This window comes from Salsuginibacillus kocurii DSM 18087, from assembly GCF_000377705.1.
Classification (GTDB): Bacteria; Bacillota; Bacilli; order Bacillales; family Marinococcaceae; genus Salsuginibacillus; species Salsuginibacillus kocurii.
Map to the genome: position 1 here is coordinate 97,984 of NZ_KB898624.1, position 18,432 is coordinate 116,415.

22 protein-coding genes and 1 riboswitch are annotated in these 18,432 nt (G+C 42.8%); of the genes, 19 read left to right on the forward strand and 3 right to left on the reverse strand.

Going from position 1 to position 18,432, the window contains the following annotated elements:
- Positions 1–101: 101 nt before the first annotated feature.
- Together ndk and D469_RS0104810 are read left to right on the forward strand one after the other, a co-directional pair.
- Positions 102–545 carry a nucleoside-diphosphate kinase gene (gene ndk, locus D469_RS0104805; protein ID WP_018922238.1) on the forward strand — a complete coding sequence of 148 codons (444 nt, stop codon included), beginning with the start codon at positions 102–104 and terminating at the stop codon, positions 543–545.
- 167 nt (positions 546–712) lie between these two features.
- Entirely contained in the window at positions 713–1,513 is an 801-nt protein-coding gene (locus tag D469_RS0104810; protein ID WP_018922239.1) for a CheR family methyltransferase, read from the forward strand.
- A 40-nt stretch (positions 1,514–1,553) separates the two neighbouring features.
- Here the strand turns inward: D469_RS0104810 and D469_RS22665 are convergent, their stop codons facing one another.
- Entirely contained in the window at positions 1,554–1,685 is a 132-nt protein-coding gene (locus D469_RS22665) for a hypothetical protein (RefSeq protein ID WP_018922240.1), read from the reverse strand.
- Between the two features lie 385 nt (positions 1,686–2,070).
- Between D469_RS22665 and aroC the strand changes: the two genes are divergently transcribed.
- The 14 genes from aroC to D469_RS0104885 all read left to right on the forward strand — a co-directional run bounded on the left by aroC (position 2,071) and on the right by D469_RS0104885 (position 15,751).
- Positions 2,071–3,246: a chorismate synthase gene (gene aroC / locus D469_RS0104820; RefSeq protein WP_018922241.1), complete on the forward strand. Its 1,176-nt coding sequence runs from the start codon at positions 2,071–2,073 to the stop codon at positions 3,244–3,246.
- Complete coding sequence (aroB, locus tag D469_RS0104825; RefSeq protein WP_018922242.1) at positions 3,246–4,334, forward strand: 3-dehydroquinate synthase; 1,089 nt, start codon at positions 3,246–3,248, stop codon at positions 4,332–4,334. The genes aroC and aroB overlap by 1 nt, the downstream gene beginning before the upstream one ends.
- Positions 4,331–4,714 carry a chorismate mutase gene (gene aroH / locus D469_RS0104830; protein WP_018922243.1) on the forward strand — a complete coding sequence of 128 codons (384 nt, stop codon included), beginning with the start codon at positions 4,331–4,333 and terminating at the stop codon, positions 4,712–4,714. Before aroB ends, aroH begins: the two co-directional genes overlap by 4 nt.
- 320 nt (positions 4,715–5,034) lie before the next feature.
- Complete coding sequence (gene trpE, locus D469_RS0104835) at positions 5,035–6,540, forward strand: anthranilate synthase component I (protein ID WP_018922244.1); 1,506 nt, start codon at positions 5,035–5,037, stop codon at positions 6,538–6,540.
- Between the two features lies 1 nt (position 6,541).
- Positions 6,542–7,570: an anthranilate phosphoribosyltransferase gene (gene trpD, locus D469_RS0104840; protein WP_018922245.1), complete on the forward strand. Its 1,029-nt coding sequence runs from the start codon at positions 6,542–6,544 to the stop codon at positions 7,568–7,570.
- Positions 7,563–8,327, forward strand: a complete 765-nt coding sequence (trpC, locus tag D469_RS0104845) for an indole-3-glycerol phosphate synthase TrpC (protein WP_018922246.1) — start codon at positions 7,563–7,565, stop codon at positions 8,325–8,327. Before trpD ends, trpC begins: the two co-directional genes overlap by 8 nt.
- On the forward strand, positions 8,324–8,992 hold the full coding sequence (locus D469_RS0104850; RefSeq protein ID WP_018922247.1) for a phosphoribosylanthranilate isomerase: 669 nt from the start codon (positions 8,324–8,326) through the stop codon (positions 8,990–8,992). The genes trpC and D469_RS0104850 overlap by 4 nt, the downstream gene beginning before the upstream one ends.
- A complete protein-coding gene (trpB, locus tag D469_RS0104855) occupies positions 8,967–10,169 on the forward strand; it encodes a tryptophan synthase subunit beta (RefSeq protein WP_018922248.1) in 1,203 nt (400 codons plus the stop codon). The genes D469_RS0104850 and trpB overlap by 26 nt, the downstream gene beginning before the upstream one ends.
- Positions 10,166–10,969 carry a tryptophan synthase subunit alpha gene (gene trpA / locus D469_RS0104860; protein WP_018922249.1) on the forward strand — a complete coding sequence of 268 codons (804 nt, stop codon included), beginning with the start codon at positions 10,166–10,168 and terminating at the stop codon, positions 10,967–10,969. Before trpB ends, trpA begins: the two co-directional genes overlap by 4 nt.
- Before the next feature lie 33 nt (positions 10,970–11,002).
- Entirely contained in the window at positions 11,003–12,097 is a 1,095-nt protein-coding gene (gene hisC / locus D469_RS0104865; protein WP_018922250.1) for a histidinol-phosphate transaminase, read from the forward strand.
- A gap of 71 nt (positions 12,098–12,168) precedes the next feature.
- Complete coding sequence (locus D469_RS0104870; protein ID WP_018922251.1) at positions 12,169–13,269, forward strand: prephenate dehydrogenase; 1,101 nt, start codon at positions 12,169–12,171, stop codon at positions 13,267–13,269.
- A 17-nt stretch (positions 13,270–13,286) separates the two neighbouring features.
- Positions 13,287–14,573 (forward strand): 3-phosphoshikimate 1-carboxyvinyltransferase, encoded by a 1,287-nt coding sequence (aroA, locus tag D469_RS0104875; protein WP_018922252.1) that lies wholly within the window; start codon positions 13,287–13,289, stop codon positions 14,571–14,573.
- 433 nt (positions 14,574–15,006) lie between these two features.
- Positions 15,007–15,093, forward strand: a riboswitch (cyclic di-GMP riboswitch).
- A 24-nt stretch (positions 15,094–15,117) separates the two neighbouring features.
- Positions 15,118–15,267, forward strand: coding sequence for an anti-repressor SinI family protein (locus D469_RS21485; RefSeq protein WP_018922253.1), 150 nt, complete (start codon positions 15,118–15,120; stop codon positions 15,265–15,267).
- 154 nt (positions 15,268–15,421) lie between these two features.
- Positions 15,422–15,751 (forward strand): helix-turn-helix domain-containing protein, encoded by a 330-nt coding sequence (locus D469_RS0104885; protein WP_018922254.1) that lies wholly within the window; start codon positions 15,422–15,424, stop codon positions 15,749–15,751.
- A gap of 54 nt (positions 15,752–15,805) precedes the next feature.
- On the opposite strand, the gene D469_RS21965 is transcribed toward D469_RS0104885, so the two are convergent.
- Both D469_RS21965 and D469_RS0104895 read right to left on the reverse strand, forming a co-directional pair.
- Positions 15,806–15,958, reverse strand: coding sequence for a hypothetical protein (locus tag D469_RS21965; RefSeq protein ID WP_018922255.1), 153 nt, complete (start codon positions 15,956–15,958; stop codon positions 15,806–15,808).
- A 61-nt stretch (positions 15,959–16,019) separates the two neighbouring features.
- Positions 16,020–16,214 (reverse strand): helix-turn-helix domain-containing protein, encoded by a 195-nt coding sequence (locus D469_RS0104895; RefSeq protein WP_018922256.1) that lies wholly within the window; start codon positions 16,212–16,214, stop codon positions 16,020–16,022.
- Positions 16,215–16,496: 282 nt separating this feature from the next.
- On the opposite strand from D469_RS0104895, the gene D469_RS19645 reads away from it, so the two are divergent.
- The 3 genes from D469_RS19645 to D469_RS19650 all read left to right on the forward strand — a co-directional run.
- Positions 16,497–17,042 carry a signal peptidase I gene (locus D469_RS19645; RefSeq protein ID WP_018922257.1) on the forward strand — a complete coding sequence of 182 codons (546 nt, stop codon included), beginning with the start codon at positions 16,497–16,499 and terminating at the stop codon, positions 17,040–17,042.
- A gap of 127 nt (positions 17,043–17,169) precedes the next feature.
- Complete coding sequence (locus D469_RS0104905) at positions 17,170–17,790, forward strand: TasA family protein (protein WP_018922258.1); 621 nt, start codon at positions 17,170–17,172, stop codon at positions 17,788–17,790.
- A 73-nt stretch (positions 17,791–17,863) separates the two neighbouring features.
- On the forward strand, positions 17,864–18,432 hold a 569-nt coding region (locus D469_RS19650), incomplete at its 3' end, for a hypothetical protein (RefSeq protein WP_040606539.1).

Consider the following 18,432-nt stretch of genomic DNA (forward strand, 5'->3'; position numbering starts at 1 on the left):
CAATCATCTGAAAAGCGGGATTTCTATTAACATTGTAACTTTTGATAAGATTTGGTATAATCATAAAGGTTTGCACAATACATAGAAAGAAGGTTATTTGGATGGAACAAACATTTGTGATGGTGAAACCAGATGGTGTACAACGCAATTTAGTAGGCGAAATTGTTTCCCGCTTTGAAAAGAAAGGATTCACCCTAAAGGGAGCTAAATTAATGCAGATCCCGCAAAGCTTGGCAGAAGAGCATTATGGCGAACATAAAGACAAGCCTTTCTTCGGTGAATTGGTTGGTTTTATAACTTCTGGTCCAGTTTTTGCTATGGTGTGGGAAGGTGAGGACGTCATCACAACGGCCCGGACAATGATGGGGAAAACAAACCCGGTAGAAGCTGCACCTGGCACTATCCGTGGAGACTACGGTGTTCAGGTAGCTAAAAATGTTATTCACGGCTCTGATTCTAGCGACAGTGCAAAACGTGAAATTGAACTCTTTTTTAATACAGATGATTTGCTTGATTACAACAAGGATGTCAGTCAGTGGGTATAATTCTAAAAGCGCTTTCGTTTACATAAAAACGAAAGCGCTTTTTTAATCGGAAAGTTAGGAAATTTTGACTCTCGGTGCTAGTTTTTATGAAATAAATATGGTAAAAAGAAAGCAGGAGCTAGTAGTAGGCATTATAACTTAGATGAGATGATTAGGGAGCACTGATAATGACTGTATCACCTGAGGAATCACTAGATTATGAACGATTTGTAACCAATGTTTATCAAAAAACGGGGATTGATTTAGGGTTGTATAAAGAAGCGCAAATGAAACGGCGTTTAAAATCTTTCTATGAAAAAAAGAACTATACTAGTTTCTCGCATTTTTTTCAGGAAGGTTTAACACAGGAGCCTGAGCTGTTAAATGAGTTTTTAGAGCGAATGACCATTAATGTTTCTGAATTTTTTCGTAACCCAAAGCGCTGGGAAGCATTAGAAAAAAGGATCCTTCCTACGATCCTCAAAGACCAGGCGAAAGTTAAAGTATTTTCAGCTGCTTGTTCAACTGGTGAAGAGCCATATACTCTCGTTATGTTGTTGAACCGGTTTTTTTCGCTAGCAAACATTGAAGTGGTTGCGACAGATATTGATAAAGCGATACTCGAACGAGCTAAAGCAGGTGTTTATTCAGAGCGGTCATTAAAAGAGGTGCCTGGTCCTATGCTTGATCGGTATTTTGTCAAAGAGGACATAGGCTACCGTGTTAAAGATGAAGTGAAAGCAGCAATAACGTTTAAACAACAAAATTTACTTAGTGACCCATTCGGCACAGAATTTGATTTAATTGTCTGTCGGAATGTATTGATCTATTTTACGGATGACGCGAAAGAAGAATTATACGTAAAATTTAATAAGGCTCTTAAACCAGGCGGTATATTATTTGTGGGTAGTACCGAACAAATTTTCACCCCGCAACGTTTTGGTTATAGTACGTTGGATACTTTCTTTTATCAAAAGGCTATTTTTTAAACGATTGGTGAAAGAGAGAAGGCACTCATTTTATTCCGCTTTAGATGGACGCTTTCACAACAGGCACAACTGCGACGCTTGCAATTTCTTGAAAAACGAGCCAAGCAGGGGTCTTCAGCTCTCTGTTTTCAGCGCTGCTAAAAGTTAATTCACCGATCATTACATGTATCACGATACACTACAACCTATAGTGAGAAATATTGGATGAGACCGAGGGATGTGAGAATCCAGTGGAAAAAGTCAGGCCAAGCCCTTGCGGAGAAACGCTCAAAGTGGCTTTCCGCCTTCTCCACGGGAAGCGGCTTGCGCAGGACTCATCGATCCCTTTGTAGAGGTTATGGTATAAAGATAAAATCGCTCGTAAACAATAAGCCGTTTTTCTGCACCAACATCATCTGTGAAAATAGTCTGCCAAAAGGATACATATAAAAGAGCTGTATCTTATAGAAAAAGTTTTCTGACAAGGGTGTCCACCTTACTTCAAGTATGTTAGTATTTAGTGCATAAAAGCGTTAAAGAAATAAAAGTACGGAACTGTAGATAGAGGAGTGAGCATTTTGCGTTATTTGACAGCAGGGGAATCTCACGGGCCACAATTAACGACAATTATTGAAGGACTTCCTGCTCAGCTTGAGCTTTTGGAAGAAGATATTAATGGTGAGCTTGCCAGACGGCAGGGAGGATACGGAAGAGGGCGCCGCATGCAGATTGAAAAAGACACAGTGGCGATTAAAAGCGGGGTGCGCCACGGAAAAACGACCGGCGCTCCCGTAACTCTTGTGGTAGAGAATGATGATTTTGTGCACTGGACGAAAGTAATGGGCGCTGGGCCACTGTCAGAAGAGGACCAAAAAAGTGTCGATCGAAAAGTAATCTCCAGGCCGCGTCCTGGCCATGCAGATTTAAATGGTGCGATTAAATATGGCCACCGCGATATGAGAAATGTGCTTGAACGTTCTTCAGCACGAGAAACGACAGCCCGCGTAGCAGCTGGCGCAGTAGCAAAGAAACTATTGAAATCACTCGGCATCAATGTTGGCGGCCAAGTACTAGAAATTGGCGGCGTAAAGGCTGAAGAGACGAACTATTCAGGAATGACTGATTTACAGGAGCGAACAGAAGCTTCGCCGGTTAGGTGTTTAGATAAAGACGCTGAAGAAAAGATGATGAAAGCGATCGATGACGCAAAAGCTGAAGGGGATTCGATCGGCGGAGTTGTTCAGGTTGTTGTTGATGGAGTGCCAACGGGACTTGGTTCTCATGTGCAGTACGACCGTAAGCTAGATAGTAAAATTGCTGGCGCTATTGTCAGCATAAATGCCTTTAAAGGTGCAGAAATTGGAATTGGATTTGAAGCTGCCAGTAAACCGGGCAGTGAAGTACATGATGAAATCGCTTGGGACGAAGAGCAAGGCTTTTACCGTAAAACAAATCGCCTGGGTGGATTTGAAGGTGGTATGACTACCGGGATGCCGATTGTAGTGCAAGGAGTTATGAAACCAATTCCAACTCTTTATAAGCCATTACAAAGTGTAGATGTAGAAACAAAAGAAGCATTTGAAGCGAGCATAGAACGTTCCGACAGCTGTGCCGTTCCAGCAGCCTCTGTAGTTGCAGAGAATGTAGTCGCCTGGGAAGTAGCAAACAGTTTGCTTGAAACATTTGGAGGAGATCGTCTTGAGTCCTTGCAGGAAGCGATCCAAAACCAAGCGGATTGGGAGAAAGAATACTAATGGAATCGCTTCGTATCAATGCTTCTACGCATGATTACACGATTTCTATCGGGCCACGGCTGCGATTTCACCTTGTAGATCAGCTTCCTCAGGATCTGTGGGAGGATGTCTCAAGTGTTTTAGTCCTAACAGATGAAGCCATTGCGCCCTTATATTTAGAAGACTTGGTAAGCGGGCTTGCAAACAGCAAGCCAATTCATACGTTAACACTTCCGCAGGGAGAGCATATAAAAAGCATGGAATGGTATGAACGTGTGCTGACAGTTTGCCTAGAGAAGAACCTCGATCGTCACTCGTTAATCATGGCGTTAGGTGGTGGAGTGATTGGCGACCTTGCCGGCTTTAGTGCTGCCACATATATGAGAGGCATTAACTACATTCAAGTGCCGACAACCCTGCTGGCTCAAGACAGTAGTGTGGGTGGTAAAACCGGAATCAATCATGAGCTTGGCAAAAACATGATCGGCTCCTTTCATCAGCCGGCAGCGGTTGTGTATGACACAGAAATGCTAACTACCCTCCCGGAGAAGGAATGGCGCTCAGGATTTGCAGAAATGATCAAACACGCATTTATCCATGATGAAGAGCTGCTTACTCAGTTGAAAGAAGAGGTAGACCACCCTGAAAACCTCGGGGAGATGAAGATCGAACCCCTTTTAAAACGCTCCATTCAAGTTAAGGCAGATATTGTCCAAAAAGATGAAAAAGAGCAAGGTGTTAGAGCTTACTTGAACTTTGGCCACACGTTAGGTCATGCTTTGGAGAAACACGCAGGCTACGGAGAATTAACACATGGTGAAGGCGTAGCTTGCGGCATGATTTTTGCTTTACAGTTAAGTGAACAGTTAGGCTATCATGTTCCGAGTGCGAAGGAAGAGGCTAAGTGGTTTGAAAAGCTGGGATATGATCTGAGCTGGCCCGCTAAATTTGATCCAGAAGCACTTGTTGCCACAATGAAAAAAGATAAAAAAGCAAGGAATGAAAACATTCAGATGGTTCTTCTTAAAACTTGTGGGAGACCTACACTCACTCAGGTTGATGAAAAGCTGATAGTAGATTGCTTGAACTCTTGGAGGGAGAGGCTTTGATTAGAGGAATTCGAGGTGCAACTACCGTAAAACAAGATAGTGAAGATGAAGTAGTTAAAGCTACGGAACACTTGCTGCGAGAGATTGTAGAACGAAATCAGCTGCAGCCAGAAGATGTATCGCATATTTGGTTTACTCTCACTGAGGATTTAGTATCTGCTTTTCCCGCAAAAGCTACCCGCCGCTTAACAGGTTGGGATTTTGTTCCTGTTATGTGTGCACAGGAAATACCTGTACCAAACAGTTTAGCTCGTTGTATCCGCATTATGGTGACTGCTGAGACCTCATTAAAACAAATTGAGGTGGAGCATGTATACCATAATGAAGCTGTGCAGCTGCGGCCGGACCTGCAATTGACAAAGAAAGATTCCTCACGATAAGATAAATAAATAGAAAAGTATAGATTAGTTGAGTGTCAGATAATTTAAAAAGTAAGTGCTAAGAGTAGAGTAGAGTTAGTTGAGAGAAGAAGAGCGGAGTTACAAGACAAACCCAGGGATACGTATATCCTTTTTTGGTCCGGAGCTCTTCTACAAAGGCTTCGGATTTTTTATACTACAAAAAATTAAGGATCTCCCGGCTCAATACCCAACGCAGAGCCATGCGATGACTTCCTGATGTTGTTTTGTACGAATCTATAAGAACAGGCTATTAATGTTCCCCTCTCCTAGCTCCTTACTCATTAAAAGGAGTGAGCCGTATGGGTGAAACAACACAAGCATCTTTTTTTGAGCAAGCGAAGACCTATGATTTAATTCCTTATGTCAAACAATTATTCTCAGATACACACACGCCAATAGCTATGGTACAGCAGTTAAGAGACGAAGTAGCTTTCTTGTTAGAAAGTAAAGACGAAGCTTCACCGTGGTCAAGGTATTCTTTTATCGGATTAAATCCACGTTATTATTTAAGAGAAAGTGAAACAGGTTTCCACCTGGAACGAAAAAACAAAGAAATTTGCCTCGAACGGGCGACGATCCAAGGGATTTTTGACGCTTCTCTAGAGTGGTTGAATCCTGCTCCCGCGCAAGTGGATGTCCCATTTACTGGCGGTGGGGTAGGTACTGTTCCTTATGACTCTATCGAACGTTTTGAACCAAGGTTAAATAAAAATCCTAACCCTGCTCCACGAGAACCGATTCAGTTTTTATTTTGCGAAACGATTGTTTCATTTGATCATACCCGCAAAGAAGTAACCATTATTCATTACGGTGAAAAGAATGGAAATGACCCAGAAGCGGTGTACGAAGCTGCGCAAGAGGAAGTTAAGCGGATTGCCGACAGATTATTTGCTTCACCACCTGAGCCTTTGGTACAGCTCCCGCCACTTAACACAGAAGCAGAAGTATCGGTGGAGAACGTTACTTCAAATTATGAAAAGGCTCAATTCCTAGAAGATGTGGAAGCCATCAAGTCGTATATTAAAAGTGGCGATACCTTTCAAACTGTACTAAGCCAGCGGTTTGAACGCGAGTTAAATGTTTCAGCTTTTACCGTATATCGAGTACTGCGCATGATTAACCCTTCTCCTTATTTATTTTATCTTCATTTAGGAGACCAGGAGATTGTCGGAAGCTCGCCGGAACGTCTCGTGCAAATTCAGGACGGCCATGTAGAAATTCATCCAATTGCCGGGACACGAAAACGAGGTAAGACATTGGAAGAAGATGAAGCATTAGCTACTGAGCTGTTGGAAGATGAAAAAGAAAAAGCAGAGCATTATATGTTAGTGGACTTGGCAAGAAATGACGTGGGAAGAATTGCTTCCTATGGCAGTGTAGAAACTCCGGTCTTAACGGAAATTGGCCGCTTTTCCCATGTGATGCATATTATATCTAAAGTAACTGGACGACTGGCTTCCACTGCCCATCCGCTTGAAGCTTTGATGGCTTCTTTTCCGGCTGGAACGGTTTCTGGAGCTCCCAAAATTCGGGCCATGGAAATTTTGCAGGAGCTTGAACCTACCAGGCGCGGGATTTATGCGGGCGGAATCAGCTATATTGGGTATGATGGCAATATCGACTCTTGCATCGCGATACGAACCATTATTATTAAAGATGGAAAGGCATATGTCCAGGCGGGGGCTGGAGTGGTGGCCGATTCAGACCCTGAAAGTGAATACCAAGAAACGGTAAATAAGGCCAAAGCTTTATTTCAATCGATGGAAATAGCAGAGCAAGTGTTTGAGGAAAGGCAGGAGAGCTGAGATGGAGATGAGAGAAGCATTAAAGCATTGTATTGAAGGAGATACGTTATCAGAAACAGCCAGTGAACAAGTCATGAATGAAATCATGACGGGAAGCACGGAGTCTAGCCAGGTGGCGAGCTTGTTAACGATATTAAGAATGAGGGGAGAAACCGTGGATGAAATGACCGGTTTCGTCCGTTCGATGAGAGCGCATGTCAAACAGATCCCGCATACATTCAATCACCTTCTGGATACATGCGGTACCGGAGGCGACGGCGCGTCCACCTTTAACATTTCAACAGCTAGTGCGATTGGCATTTCTGCTTGTGATATTAAGGTTGCAAAGCATGGCAATCGTTCAGTCTCTTCGACGAGTGGCAGCGCGGATGTATTAGAAGCTCTTGGTATCCAGGTACAGACAGAACCAGCGGAAGTGGAACAGGCTCTCTCATCGCAGCGGTTAGCCTTTTTGTTTGCTCCACTTTATCATCCATCAATGAAATATGTGGTAGCTACTCGTAAGGAGCTCGGGTTTCGGACTGTCTTTAATTTATTGGGGCCACTGACAAACCCTGCTGGAGCGGACCGGCAAGTGATTGGTGTTTTTTCGAAAGAATATGCAGAAAAAATGGCAGAGGTTTTGAAACGGCTAGGAACAAAGAGGGCTCTATTAGTTACGGGTGAAGACGGCCTTGACGAAGTAACAATCACAGGCAAGACGTATATTACAGAGTTGAACAACGGAGAAATCACAAACTATACGCTCCAACCAGAAGATGTGGGAGCGAATCGAGCAGCTCTTGCCGATATTCAAGTGGAAAGTGTAGCAGAAAGTGCTAATCTTATAGAACGTGCGCTAAAAAACGAGGCCAATGATGCTGTGCAGCAAGTATTAGCTTTAAATATGGCTACTGCGTTATATATAGCTGGAGCAGCTCCTACGATTAAAGAAGGATTCGAGCTGGCAAATGAAAAAATAGCTAAGCAAGAAATAGCTGAGCATTTTGAACAGCTAAGAACAGTGAAGGTAGGTGAATCCAATGCTTAATGAGATTATTGCAACCAAGCAAAAAGAAATAGAAACGTTAACCATGCCACCTGAGCAAAGTTTTCACCGCCGCTCTTTGAAACAACACCTCCAGCACGGTGCTGTTCATTCTGGAGTAGGAGTCATCGCAGAAGTGAAAAAAGCTTCTCCTTCAAAAGGCGTTTTAAATGCAGGTTTAGACCCGGCAAAACAAGCTGGGCTGTATGAAAAGAGTGGAGCAGATGCAGTCTCTGTTTTAACAGACTCTTCATATTTTCAAGGAAGTCATTACGATTTAATCGCAGTAAAAGAAGCGATTCAACTGCCAGTTTTGCGAAAAGACTTTATCATTGAAAAAAAACAGATCGAAGAAAGTGTACGCATGGGGGCCGACGCGATTCTATTAATCGCAGCTGCGCTTCCGTCTAAAGCGTTAAAGATCTTGCATGAAGAAGCTGAAGCATCCGGCTTGGAGTGCTTAGTGGAAGTCCATAATGACACAGAACTTACCGACGTTTTAAACGAGTTCACCCCGGCTTTAATTGGGGTGAACAATCGGAATTTAAAAACGTTTGAAACGTCGCTGAATGTTACTGACCAGGTAGCAGCTTTTGTGCCGGAAGAAAGCTTCTTTATAAGCGAGAGCGGGATTCGCACAGCAGAAGATGTCACTCGCATAACAAAGGCAGGGGCAAAAGGGATGCTCATCGGAGAGACACTTGTCACTTCTGAACAACCGCAAGAAACACTTACCAAGTTAAAAGAGGGAGCAGTATGAGCCATGCGCTGCCGTTAAAAATATGCGGTCTTCATCATGAAGAAGATGTGAAACATGCCGTTACAAGTTCGGCGGCCTTCTTGGGATTTGTTTTTGCGAAGAGCCGCCGCCAAGTCCAAATCGCAGAGGTTAAACAATGGCTCCAACTAGCAGGCCCAGTCAACACCGCAAAAATAGCTGCTTTGTTTGTCCATCCAAAAATTGAAGATGTAGTTGAAGTTGTCGAAGAACTACCGGTTTCAATGGTGCAGCTCCATGGCAAAGAGTCCCCTGAATTTGTTAAAGAAGTGAAAGAGCGTACGCGTCTAGAGGTTTTCAAAGCCTTGCATCATGACCCGGCTGCCTCTTCTTTATTTTCTCCATATGAAGGTATTGCTGATGGCTTTATTGTTGATACAAAAGTGGATTCGGCCTGGGGAGGAACAGGGCAGACGTTTGATTGGTCGTATGTGCCTTTTTATAAAAAAGAAGCGGAGCGGCTGCAGGTACCTGTCCTGATCGCAGGAGGGGTTACGCCTGACAACATTTCACAGCTTTTAAGCTACGACCCGCCAGGCATTGATATTTCAAGCGGGCTAGAGAGAAATGGTAAAAAGTGTAGTGCAAAAATTGAACAACTAGAAAAGAGGTTGGTGTCTGATGACGAAGACATACCCCGACAGTAAAGGCAGATACGGAGATTTTGGCGGCAAATTTGTTCCAGAAACGTTAATGGCAGCCTTAGAAGAGCTGGAAGCTGCTTTTGAAAAAGCATGGAACGACGAATCATTTCAACATGAATATAAAGAAATGCTTCGTGAGTATGCCGGCCGAATGACGCCGTTAACCTTTGCAGATCGTCTGACTCGTGAAACAGGTGGAGCCAAAATATATTTAAAACGAGAAGACTTGCTTCACACCGGTGCGCACAAGTTAAACAATGCAGTTGGCCAAGCTTTGTTAGCGAAACGAATGGGCAAGGAGAAAATTGTTGCCGAAACTGGAGCCGGTCAACACGGAGTGGCAACAGCAACCGTTGCTGCTAAATTGGGGCTTGAATGCAAGGTATTTATGGGTGAAGAAGATATGCGCCGCCAGGCTTTAAATGTCTTTCGGATGGAGTTATTAGGCGCTGAAGTAGTGCCGGCCGAAAGCGGAAGCAAAACGTTAAAGGACGCGACGAATGAAGCAATCCGTTACTGGGTTACCCATGTAGATGATACCTTTTACTTAATTGGCTCGGTGGTAGGCCCCCATCCTTATCCTCGCATTGTCCGGGATTTTCAGCGCGTGATCGGGGAAGAAACGAAAGAGCAGATTACCGAGCATGAAGGAAGAGTGCCTGATGCCGCTGTTGCCTGCGTGGGTGGAGGGAGCAATGCAATGGGGATGTTCGCTCCATTTCTTACAGACGAAGTTAAGTTATATGGTGCTGAAGCAGCCGGTAAAGGTATGAATACCGTACAGCATGCAGCTAGCATTAACCGCGGTCGGCCAGGGGTTATTCACGGCTCGCTGACGTACTTAATCCAGGATGAAGCAGGGCAGATCATTGAGCCTTATTCAATATCTGCAGGGCTTGATTATCCCGGCATAGGTCCTGAGCATGCTCATTTGGCTGCTACTGAGCGGGTGACCTATGAAGGGGTAACCGACAAAGAGGCACTCGCGGCTCTGAAAAAACTTTCAGAAACAGAAGGGATTCTGCCGGCGATTGAATCTGCCCATGCTCTTCATTTAGCGATAGAAGTGGCCGGACAAATGGAACGAGACCAAGTAGTAGTAGTCAATCTCTCCGGGCGGGGAGATAAGGATGTCGAAACGATTCGTACTGCTTTTAAAGAAGAGGGGGAAGCGGAATGAGCACGATCCAGGAAGCAGCAAACACAGCAGAATTTCCGTTGTTTATCCCTTTCATTATGGCAGGAGACCCAACACCGGAAGCGACTGTCGATACTGCACTTGCGTTGCAGGAAGCTGGAGCGCATATCCTTGAATTAGGGATTCCATATTCAGATCCGTTAGCTGACGGCCCTGTTATTCAAGCGGCAGCGATCCGGGCTTTAAAGGGCGGCATGACTTTATCAAATGCACTTGACTTAATTCCCCAAATGCGGGAAAAAGGAGTAACGATTCCTATTGTCGTCTTTACGTATTACAATCCGCTCCTCCAGCTTGGAGTAGAAGGGTTTTCTGCAACAGCGGCTGAGAAAGGAGCAAACGGTTTGCTTGTGCCCGATCTGCCGTTAGAGGAAAGCGATGAAGTGAAAGAAGCGGCCAATAGGCATGACCTTTCTCTGATTTCACTTGTTGCTCCTACATCAAAAGAACGAGTGGACCGGATAGTAGAACAGGCGGAAGGTTTTTTATATATTGTCTCTTCCTTAGGGGTTACAGGTTCTAGAGATGCTTTCCATGAACAAACGCATAGCTTTGTAGAAGAAGTCACCCAAAAAGCACAGGTGCCAGCGGCTGTAGGTTTTGGGGTATCTAAACCGGAACATGTCCGTGCCTTAAAAGGCAAAACAGATGGAGTCATCGTGGGAAGCGCCATTGTGTCACTTATGGGCAAGCTGACGAATGAACTAAAAGGCGAAGAACATGAGAGGAAGCAGGCCCTTGGCGAAGTAAAAAAATTCGTCCACCAATTAATTGCTGAGTAGAATTGATATACAGAAGATTGACGGGGGTGCAGAATGAAAGCAAAAGAACAAGTGTTGGAACTAACACCATATCAACCAGGGAAACCAATTGAAGATGTGAAACGCGAGCTTGGCTTGGAGCGGGTGGAAAAGCTTGCCTCAAATGAAAACCCATTCGGGGCCTCAAGCGAGGTAAAGGAAGCAATTAGTGATGCCGCTGCTGTAGCCGGTCTGTATCCAGATGGGTATGCTACTCTATTAAGACAGACAATCGCCAACGATTTAAATCTTAACGAAAAACAACTGTTGTTCGGAGCTGGTTCAGATGAAGTGATATTAATGCTTTGTCGTACATTTCTTGGACCAGGCACAAACACTGTTATGGCAGAGCCTACTTTTTCTCAATATAAACATAACGCTGTCATTGAAGGAACAGAAATTAGAGAAGTGCCACTGATTGACGGGGTGCATGACCTAAATGGCTTATTAGCCCAAATCGATAAACAAACACGCATTGTCTGGGTATGTAATCCGAATAATCCATCCGGCACTTATGTGAACGAAACAGAATTTAAGCACTTTATGGAGAGGGTACCAGAAGACGTACTTGTCGTTTCTGATGAAGCGTACATCGAATATGTAAGCGCAGCTGATTATCCTGAGACTCTTCCGATGCTGAAAGATTATCCAAACCTCGTCTTGTTGCGCACGTTTTCTAAAGCGTACGGTATGGCTGCCCTGCGGGTTGGATTTGGAATTGGGTCAGAGGAACTCATGCAGACGGTCGACCCTGTTCGCCCTCCTTTCAACACTACAACTGTTTCACAAGCTGCAGCTTTGGCTGCTTGGAAGGACCAGGACTATATCAGCTGGTGCCGGGAGAAAACAATAGCTGGTAAGAAAGACTTGGAAGCGTATTGTAAAGAAAATCAATTAACGAGCTACCCAAGTGAAGCAAACTTTTTATTGATAGATACTGGCCTGCCCGGACACGAAGTATTTGAAGGCTTGTTAAAAAAGGGTGTCATTGTAAGATCAGGAGAAGCCCTTGGTTTTCCAACCTGCATACGCGTAACGATTGGAAGTGAAGAACAAAACAAATGGTTTAAAGAAGCGATGAGCGCTTTTCTAAGCGAACAAAGAGCCTAATTCATCATAGTTGTTCGTATTATAACTGATGGAGAAGCTGGCTTAATGGTTGGAACATGGAGGGACCAGGCATGAACAAAAAAGTGTGTGTGATAGGTCTTGGCTTAATTGGCGGCTCGATTTCGCTGGCGATTCAGGCTGAGCATGAAGCCACTGTAATAGGCGTGGATGTAGATGAACAAACATTAAAGCTTGCAAAATCCTTAAAAGTCATACATGAAGGAACAAAGGAAGTAGCAGAAGGGGTTAAAGAAGCTGACCTTATCGTCTTAAGTGTTCCAGTTACTAAAACGGATCAATTGTTAGCACAGCTGGCAGAACTTCCTTTAAAAAGCGGGGCTATTATTACAGACGTTGGCAGCACGAAAACACGTATTTTTCAAACGGCTGAACGATTACAAGAGCTGGACGTCACGTTTGTTGGCGGTCATCCAATGGCAGGGTCACACAAAACAGGAGTATCAGCTGCACGTGAGCATTTGTTTGAAAATGCCTATTATATTCTCACCCCTTCTCCTCATACAAACCCGCGTCAAATTATTCAGTTGCAAAACTGGCTAAAAGGCACAAAAGCAAGGTTTATGGAAATGACCCCTGACCAGCATGACCGGCTTGCAGGGGTAGTTAGTCATTTTCCTCATGTTGTGGCTGCAGGGCTTGTGCATCAAGTAGAAGAGATGGAAAAGGATGATCCTGTAGTAGCCCGCCTTGCTGCTGGCGGTTTTAGAGATATTACACGAATTGCTTCCGCCAGCCCTGAGATGTGGCGTGACATTTTACTACATAATAAGGAGTCGCTCCTTTCGATTATGGACCAATGGTTGGATAATATGAATTCCATCCGTGGTTTTATTCAACAAGAAGAAAGCGAAGCCATATTTGACTATTTTGCTCGCGCTAAAACATATCGAGATGGCTTGCCTCCACGGGAACAGGGAGCTTTAGCCCCTTTTTATGATTTATATGTAGATGTCCCTGACCATCCTGGTGTGATCTCGGATGTGACAGGTATTTTAGCAAAAGCTAAAATTAGTATCATTAACATTCAAATTATTGAAACCCGGGAAGATATTATGGGGGTACTCCGATTGACTTTCCGTTCTGAAGACGACCGGACAGAAGGCATAGCTTGTCTGCGGCGTGAAATGTATGAAACCCATATACTTGATTAAAAAAGGGGAGGACTTGAATGAGCGAACAAGAAATACATCCGGTGCAGGCTATGGAAGGTTCTATACAGGTGCCAGGAGATAAATCTATTTCGCACCGGGCGGTTATGTTCGGGGCGATGGCTAAGGGAACTACCAAGGTTGAAGGATTTTTGCCAGGGGCCGATTGCTTAAGTACGATTGATGTTTTTCAAAAGTTAGGCGTTTCTATTCAAGTTGATGAGTCAACTGTTCACATTGAAGGAAAAGGACTGGATGGTCTGATAGAACCTAAAGAAGTGCTTGATGTCGGTAATTCTGGGACAACGATCCGCCTTTTACTTGGCATTCTGTCCGGCCGCCCTTTTCACAGTGTAGTTGTTGGGGATGACTCTATCGCAAAACGGCCGATGTCTCGGGTGACCCACCCTTTAAAAGAGATGGGAGTGAAAATAGAAGGGCGAGAAGAAGGGACATATACACCGCTCTCTGTAAGAGGACAAGAAATGAAAGCGATCCACTGGGTATCAAAGGTAGCGAGTGCTCAAGTGAAATCATGCATTTTGCTGGCTGGCTTACAAAGCGAAGGGACCACTGTGGTGGAAGAGCCTTATTTATCCAGGGATCATACGGAGAGAATGCTCAGTGCTTTTGGGGTGAATGTGGAAAGGAAGCCGAATGGAGCAGCCATAGAGGGAGGGCAAACACTCCAAGCCCGTGAAGTAAAAGTGCCAGGCGACATATCATCAGCAGCTTTCTTGCTTGTAGCAGCCGCTTTAGTAAAAGAGGCTGATGTTCGATTGCTTTCGGTTGGTGTAAACCCTACACGAACTGGGGTTATTGATGTATTAAAAGAGATGGGAGCAAACCTTACGATTGAAAATGAACGAGAAGAAAGCGGTGAACCGGTTGCTGACCTTCATATGAGTGCTTCTTCGTTAAATGCTGTTACGATTGATGGGAGCTTAATTCCACGCTTAATTGATGAAATTCCTGTTATAGCTGTACTTGCTACTCAAGCGGAAGGTAAAACAGTGATCAAAGAGGCTGAAGAATTAAAAGTTAAAGAAACCAACCGGATTGACACAGTAGTCAATGAATTGAAAAAATTCGGAGCAGACATAGAAGCGACTGAAGATGGAATGATCATTAACGGACCTACTCCTCTACTCGGGGCTAAAGCAGAAAGTTACGGAGACCACCGTATTGGCATGGCTATGTCTATTGCAGCTTTGATCGCAGATGGGATAAGTAACATCCAAAATGCTGAAGCCATAGAAGTCTCTTATCCAAACTTTTTCGAACATCTCCACCAGTTAAGTAAGTAATAAATGAAGAAAAAAGTGCCTACTTTAGGCACTTTTTTTAGGCCTAAAGTTACGAAGGCGAGGATAAAGAGAGCTTTATTCTTCAATCAACTATATGAAAGCTAAAAATTAAATATAAAGCAGGATAATAGTACTGATTATAAGTTATCTAAAATATATGCAAAATATTCGTAAAATTATAGAAGACAAAGGCCAAAAACATTGGTAGAATCCAACCATACCTACCATTCCACGAGGTCATTGTTAGCATACTGGAAAGAATATTGTTGAATTTTTAGTAAAAGTCTTTTCTCCGCTGGAGCAGGAACTTTATAAAAATATCCAGAATTCAAATAGGGCAAAATTACTTATTAAAAGAAGCTTGGGGTACGCTGCGCAGTTAAAAGCGAACAAAAGGAGGTGGGAGGAAGGTAGAGTGTAGTAAAAATATACTCAATGAAAAAGGCTACCTTGCTGAAAAGCAAAGGACGCAAAGTTTACAGGTCTAAGGCGCCAATGCTAAGACGGCTGGGCTACCTGTTGAGAGAAAACTAAGGGTGAGTATATGAAAGGGAATAAGAGTATATTTTATGATCAAGAATGGGTGGAACTAATACTTGAAGCAAAAGAAAAGGGGTTCTCAGCTGAAGAAGTGAAAACATACTTGTGTGAGCTGAAAGAGAAGGAAGTAAAAGAAAAGCTTACCTCATCATAAAGCCATGTCAGTGGCTTTCTTTTTCATTCGTAAGGACTGTCTAAAAGAGTTGCTACGGTCGTTCTATAAGTTGGGACTGACTGCTTTTTACAACGTCACAGAAAGATGAGTTATGCTATAATTGCAGAAAAGTTGTTTAAAGTAGGTGTAGATCATGATCGGTGACCGTGTGAAGCAACACCGTAAAGAACGTGGACTTTCTATGACAGAACTGGCTGATAAAGCAGGCGTTGCTAAATCGTATTTAAGTGCGCTGGAACGAAATATTCAAACGAACCCCTCGGTTCAATTTCTTGAAAAGGTGGCTTCTGTTCTTAACATATCGGTTGATGCACTTATTTATGATTCTGTTGAGGAAGCTGAGACACTTGATGAGGAATGGAAGCAGCTTGTATATGATGCGATGGACTCCGGAGTTTCAAAAGAACAATTTCGCGAGTTTCTAGAGTTTAATAAATGGCGGAAAGAACAACATAATGATTAGATTTGTTTAGCGTAATTGAGCATAGAAATACTCTTAAGGAGGCAAGCTTTATTTTTAAGGCTTGTCCGCCTTTTTCTTATTCTTATATAAGAACGCATAGATATCTTCTTTTTTAAAACCATGCTCTTTTGCTTCTACCATTAATGTATACCATTCCTCGAAATTAACAAGATCTTTCTGTTCTTCACTTAGTTTGTTCCTTTTCATCTGGACTGCCCCTTTCTTTTCTCGAGTATATTGGTGATGTTCACTTCAGTCATAAACGTGATTACTTACCGACAAGGTCGTTTATGGAAACATTTAATGCAGCTGCAATATTACTTAGTAATTCAATAGATGGATTCTGTTTTACGTTTCGTTCCATATAACTTAAATACGACTTAGAAATCCCTGCTTTTTTCGCTAATGTATTTAATGATATTTCCTGTTTTTCGCGGTAATAGCGAATTTGGTCCCCTAGCATGCTTCCCTCCTCCTTTCTCATTTTGTTCATTATATAAAACAACAGAAAAAAAGAAAAAAACAAAATCATGAGAAAAAGTGAGCTACAGTTCTATATATAGAACAAAATGTAGCTCATTTCTTTTAGAAGCGATTTTTCGAACTTTAATATCAAACAAGAATGAATTATGATAAAAATAGTTCTTAATTGAGAACAAAACATATGAATGTAGCGTTTCTCAGTTAAGACCCTTTTTTATACATTTAACGTTCTTTGAAACGAACAACACAAAGGAGGAACGAAGTGAAAAGCTTTTTATCAAGCACAGTACAAATAATGTTTTTTGCCATATTCGGTTGCTTTGGATTGATCATAGTTCTGTCCTTTGTAGGTGACCAAGAAGAGCAACCATTACCATCCTTTTTCGGTTACCAGCCCCTGGTCGTTTTATCTAACAGTATGGAACCATTTTTCTCAGCCGGAGACATCATCATTTCTCAAGCGGCAGATGCTGAAAAGGTTCAAGAAGAAGATGTTATTACCTACTACGATCCAGATGAACGAATAGTAACTCATCGAGTAATTGAAACAACTGAACAAGATGGGGAAATCGCCTTTCAAACGAAAGGAGATAACAATAACACCGAAGACGAGTACCTTGTAGCAGGTGCAAATGTCTTAGGAAACCACTCCATGACTATTCCAAAGGTTGGCTATCTCATTCAATTCCTAGGAACGCCAGCTGGAATCTGGCTAACCATCCTCTTACCGTTATTAATCTTTATTTGGATTACCATCTATGAACGCATATCAAAATCCGAAAAAACGACAAAAGAAGTAGCAGACTAAGTCTTTTATTCTATTAAGGAGGTGAACTAAGAAGCGCGTCCATACTTACAACGGAGATTCATCTTGCAGCTTAGAAAGCAAAAGGCAAAAGAACTTATTATTCAACATTTTAAGGAGGAAGAAGTATATGAACAAAACAAAAAAGGTAATGGTGGCAACAGCACTAACAGGGGTACTAGGAGTAGGCGCATTCTTCGGAACATATTCTTGGTTTACAGATGCGACGGCAACAGGTGAAAGTGAAGTGACAGCAGGCACTCTTGAAATTACTGATATTGCAAATGAAAATGTATTTTTGCCAGAGGGTGAAGAGTTTCACATTGCTCCAAGTCGAACTGTTGAGGGTGAAACGATCACAGTAGCGAATACAGGTAATATGGAAGTCGTTCCAAGACTAAAGTTAAATATGGATGTTAATGGGGACGACAACAATGATAATTACAACGGTGAAGATCTCCGTGATAAATATGAGGTAACGATGCACTTTGAACGTGAGGATAGAGGCTATGACGAAACACGCACATTAGCATTATCAGATGTAGATGAGGACAGAGGCATTATTAATCAATTCTTCCCTGAGGAGGATGGGTTCGAATATCCGGTAGCTCCTGGGGATGATTTTGAAGTGACATTCGACCTAAAATTAAAAGAGGAAGCTGGAAATGAATACCAAGGTTCTGTCGTTACAGGAAGCCTTGAAGTAGAAGCTAAGCAAACTGATGAGGGTGCTGAGTACGAAAACGAATAATTTTCAGCAAGATTAGATTGATGGAGTAGCCACATGTTAATGGCTGCTCCATTTCCATAAGGGGGTGCGAGTGGTGAAGTGGAAAACATATGTAGGGGTTGGAAGCGCTACGTTGCTTATTACAATGCAAACTATGAGTTCATCTACGGTGGCTTATTTTACCGATTACACTTCAACTAGTGATTTTTTGATTTCGGCAGATTACGAACTTGAAACAGGCAAGTGTATTGTTCGTTTTCATGTTGAAAATAAAACATCGTTCGATATTAATGATTTATTAATTGAAGCCGGGCAGGAAATTCATAATAAAAACAATTATATTGTTGATCCGATTGAAAAAGGGAACATTCAGATACCTGCTAATGAAACAGCAACTGCAGATTTGGAAGTCGACCATCGTGAAGGTATACATTGCAATATTCAATGGGTGTATTATCAGCTGCAAGCTTTAGAAGGCCACTTTGAACTCAGTGATCGCGTTCGAGTTCATAACCCACCTGGTTTAGTAGACATAGAAGATGATTTGGTTACCGATGTAGAACTTTCAATTTCTGAAGTCCCTGGCTTTATGATGGAAGAAGCCGAAGCGGAAGAAGAAGTCGAAGCGGAAGAAGAAGCTGAAGAGGGAGAAGAAGCCGAAGA

Coding starts and splice junctions, on each gene's coding strand:
- ndk (WP_018922238.1), top strand. CDS start 102: ATGGAACAAACATTTGTGATGGTGAAACCAGATGGTGTACAACGCAAT.
- D469_RS0104810 (WP_018922239.1), top strand. CDS start 713: ATGACTGTATCACCTGAGGAATCACTAGATTATGAACGATTTGTAACC.
- aroB (WP_018922242.1), top strand. CDS start 3,246: ATGGAATCGCTTCGTATCAATGCTTCTACGCATGATTACACGATTTCT.
- trpE (WP_018922244.1), top strand. CDS start 5,035: ATGGGTGAAACAACACAAGCATCTTTTTTTGAGCAAGCGAAGACCTAT.
- trpD (WP_018922245.1), top strand. CDS start 6,542: ATGGAGATGAGAGAAGCATTAAAGCATTGTATTGAAGGAGATACGTTA.
- trpC (WP_018922246.1), top strand. CDS start 7,563: ATGCTTAATGAGATTATTGCAACCAAGCAAAAAGAAATAGAAACGTTA.
- D469_RS0104850 (WP_018922247.1), top strand. CDS start 8,324: ATGAGCCATGCGCTGCCGTTAAAAATATGCGGTCTTCATCATGAAGAA.
- trpB (WP_018922248.1), top strand. CDS start 8,967: ATGACGAAGACATACCCCGACAGTAAAGGCAGATACGGAGATTTTGGC.
- trpA (WP_018922249.1), top strand. CDS start 10,166: ATGAGCACGATCCAGGAAGCAGCAAACACAGCAGAATTTCCGTTGTTT.
- hisC (WP_018922250.1), top strand. CDS start 11,003: ATGAAAGCAAAAGAACAAGTGTTGGAACTAACACCATATCAACCAGGG.
- D469_RS0104870 (WP_018922251.1), top strand. CDS start 12,169: ATGAACAAAAAAGTGTGTGTGATAGGTCTTGGCTTAATTGGCGGCTCG.
- aroA (WP_018922252.1), top strand. CDS start 13,287: ATGAGCGAACAAGAAATACATCCGGTGCAGGCTATGGAAGGTTCTATA.
- D469_RS21485 (WP_018922253.1), top strand. CDS start 15,118: ATGAAAGGGAATAAGAGTATATTTTATGATCAAGAATGGGTGGAACTA.
- D469_RS0104885 (WP_018922254.1), top strand. CDS start 15,422: ATGATCGGTGACCGTGTGAAGCAACACCGTAAAGAACGTGGACTTTCT.
- D469_RS21965 (WP_018922255.1), bottom strand. CDS start 15,958: ATGAAAAGGAACAAACTAAGTGAAGAACAGAAAGATCTTGTTAATTTC.
- D469_RS0104895 (WP_018922256.1), bottom strand. CDS start 16,214: ATGCTAGGGGACCAAATTCGCTATTACCGCGAAAAACAGGAAATATCA.
- D469_RS0104905 (WP_018922258.1), top strand. CDS start 17,170: ATGAACAAAACAAAAAAGGTAATGGTGGCAACAGCACTAACAGGGGTA.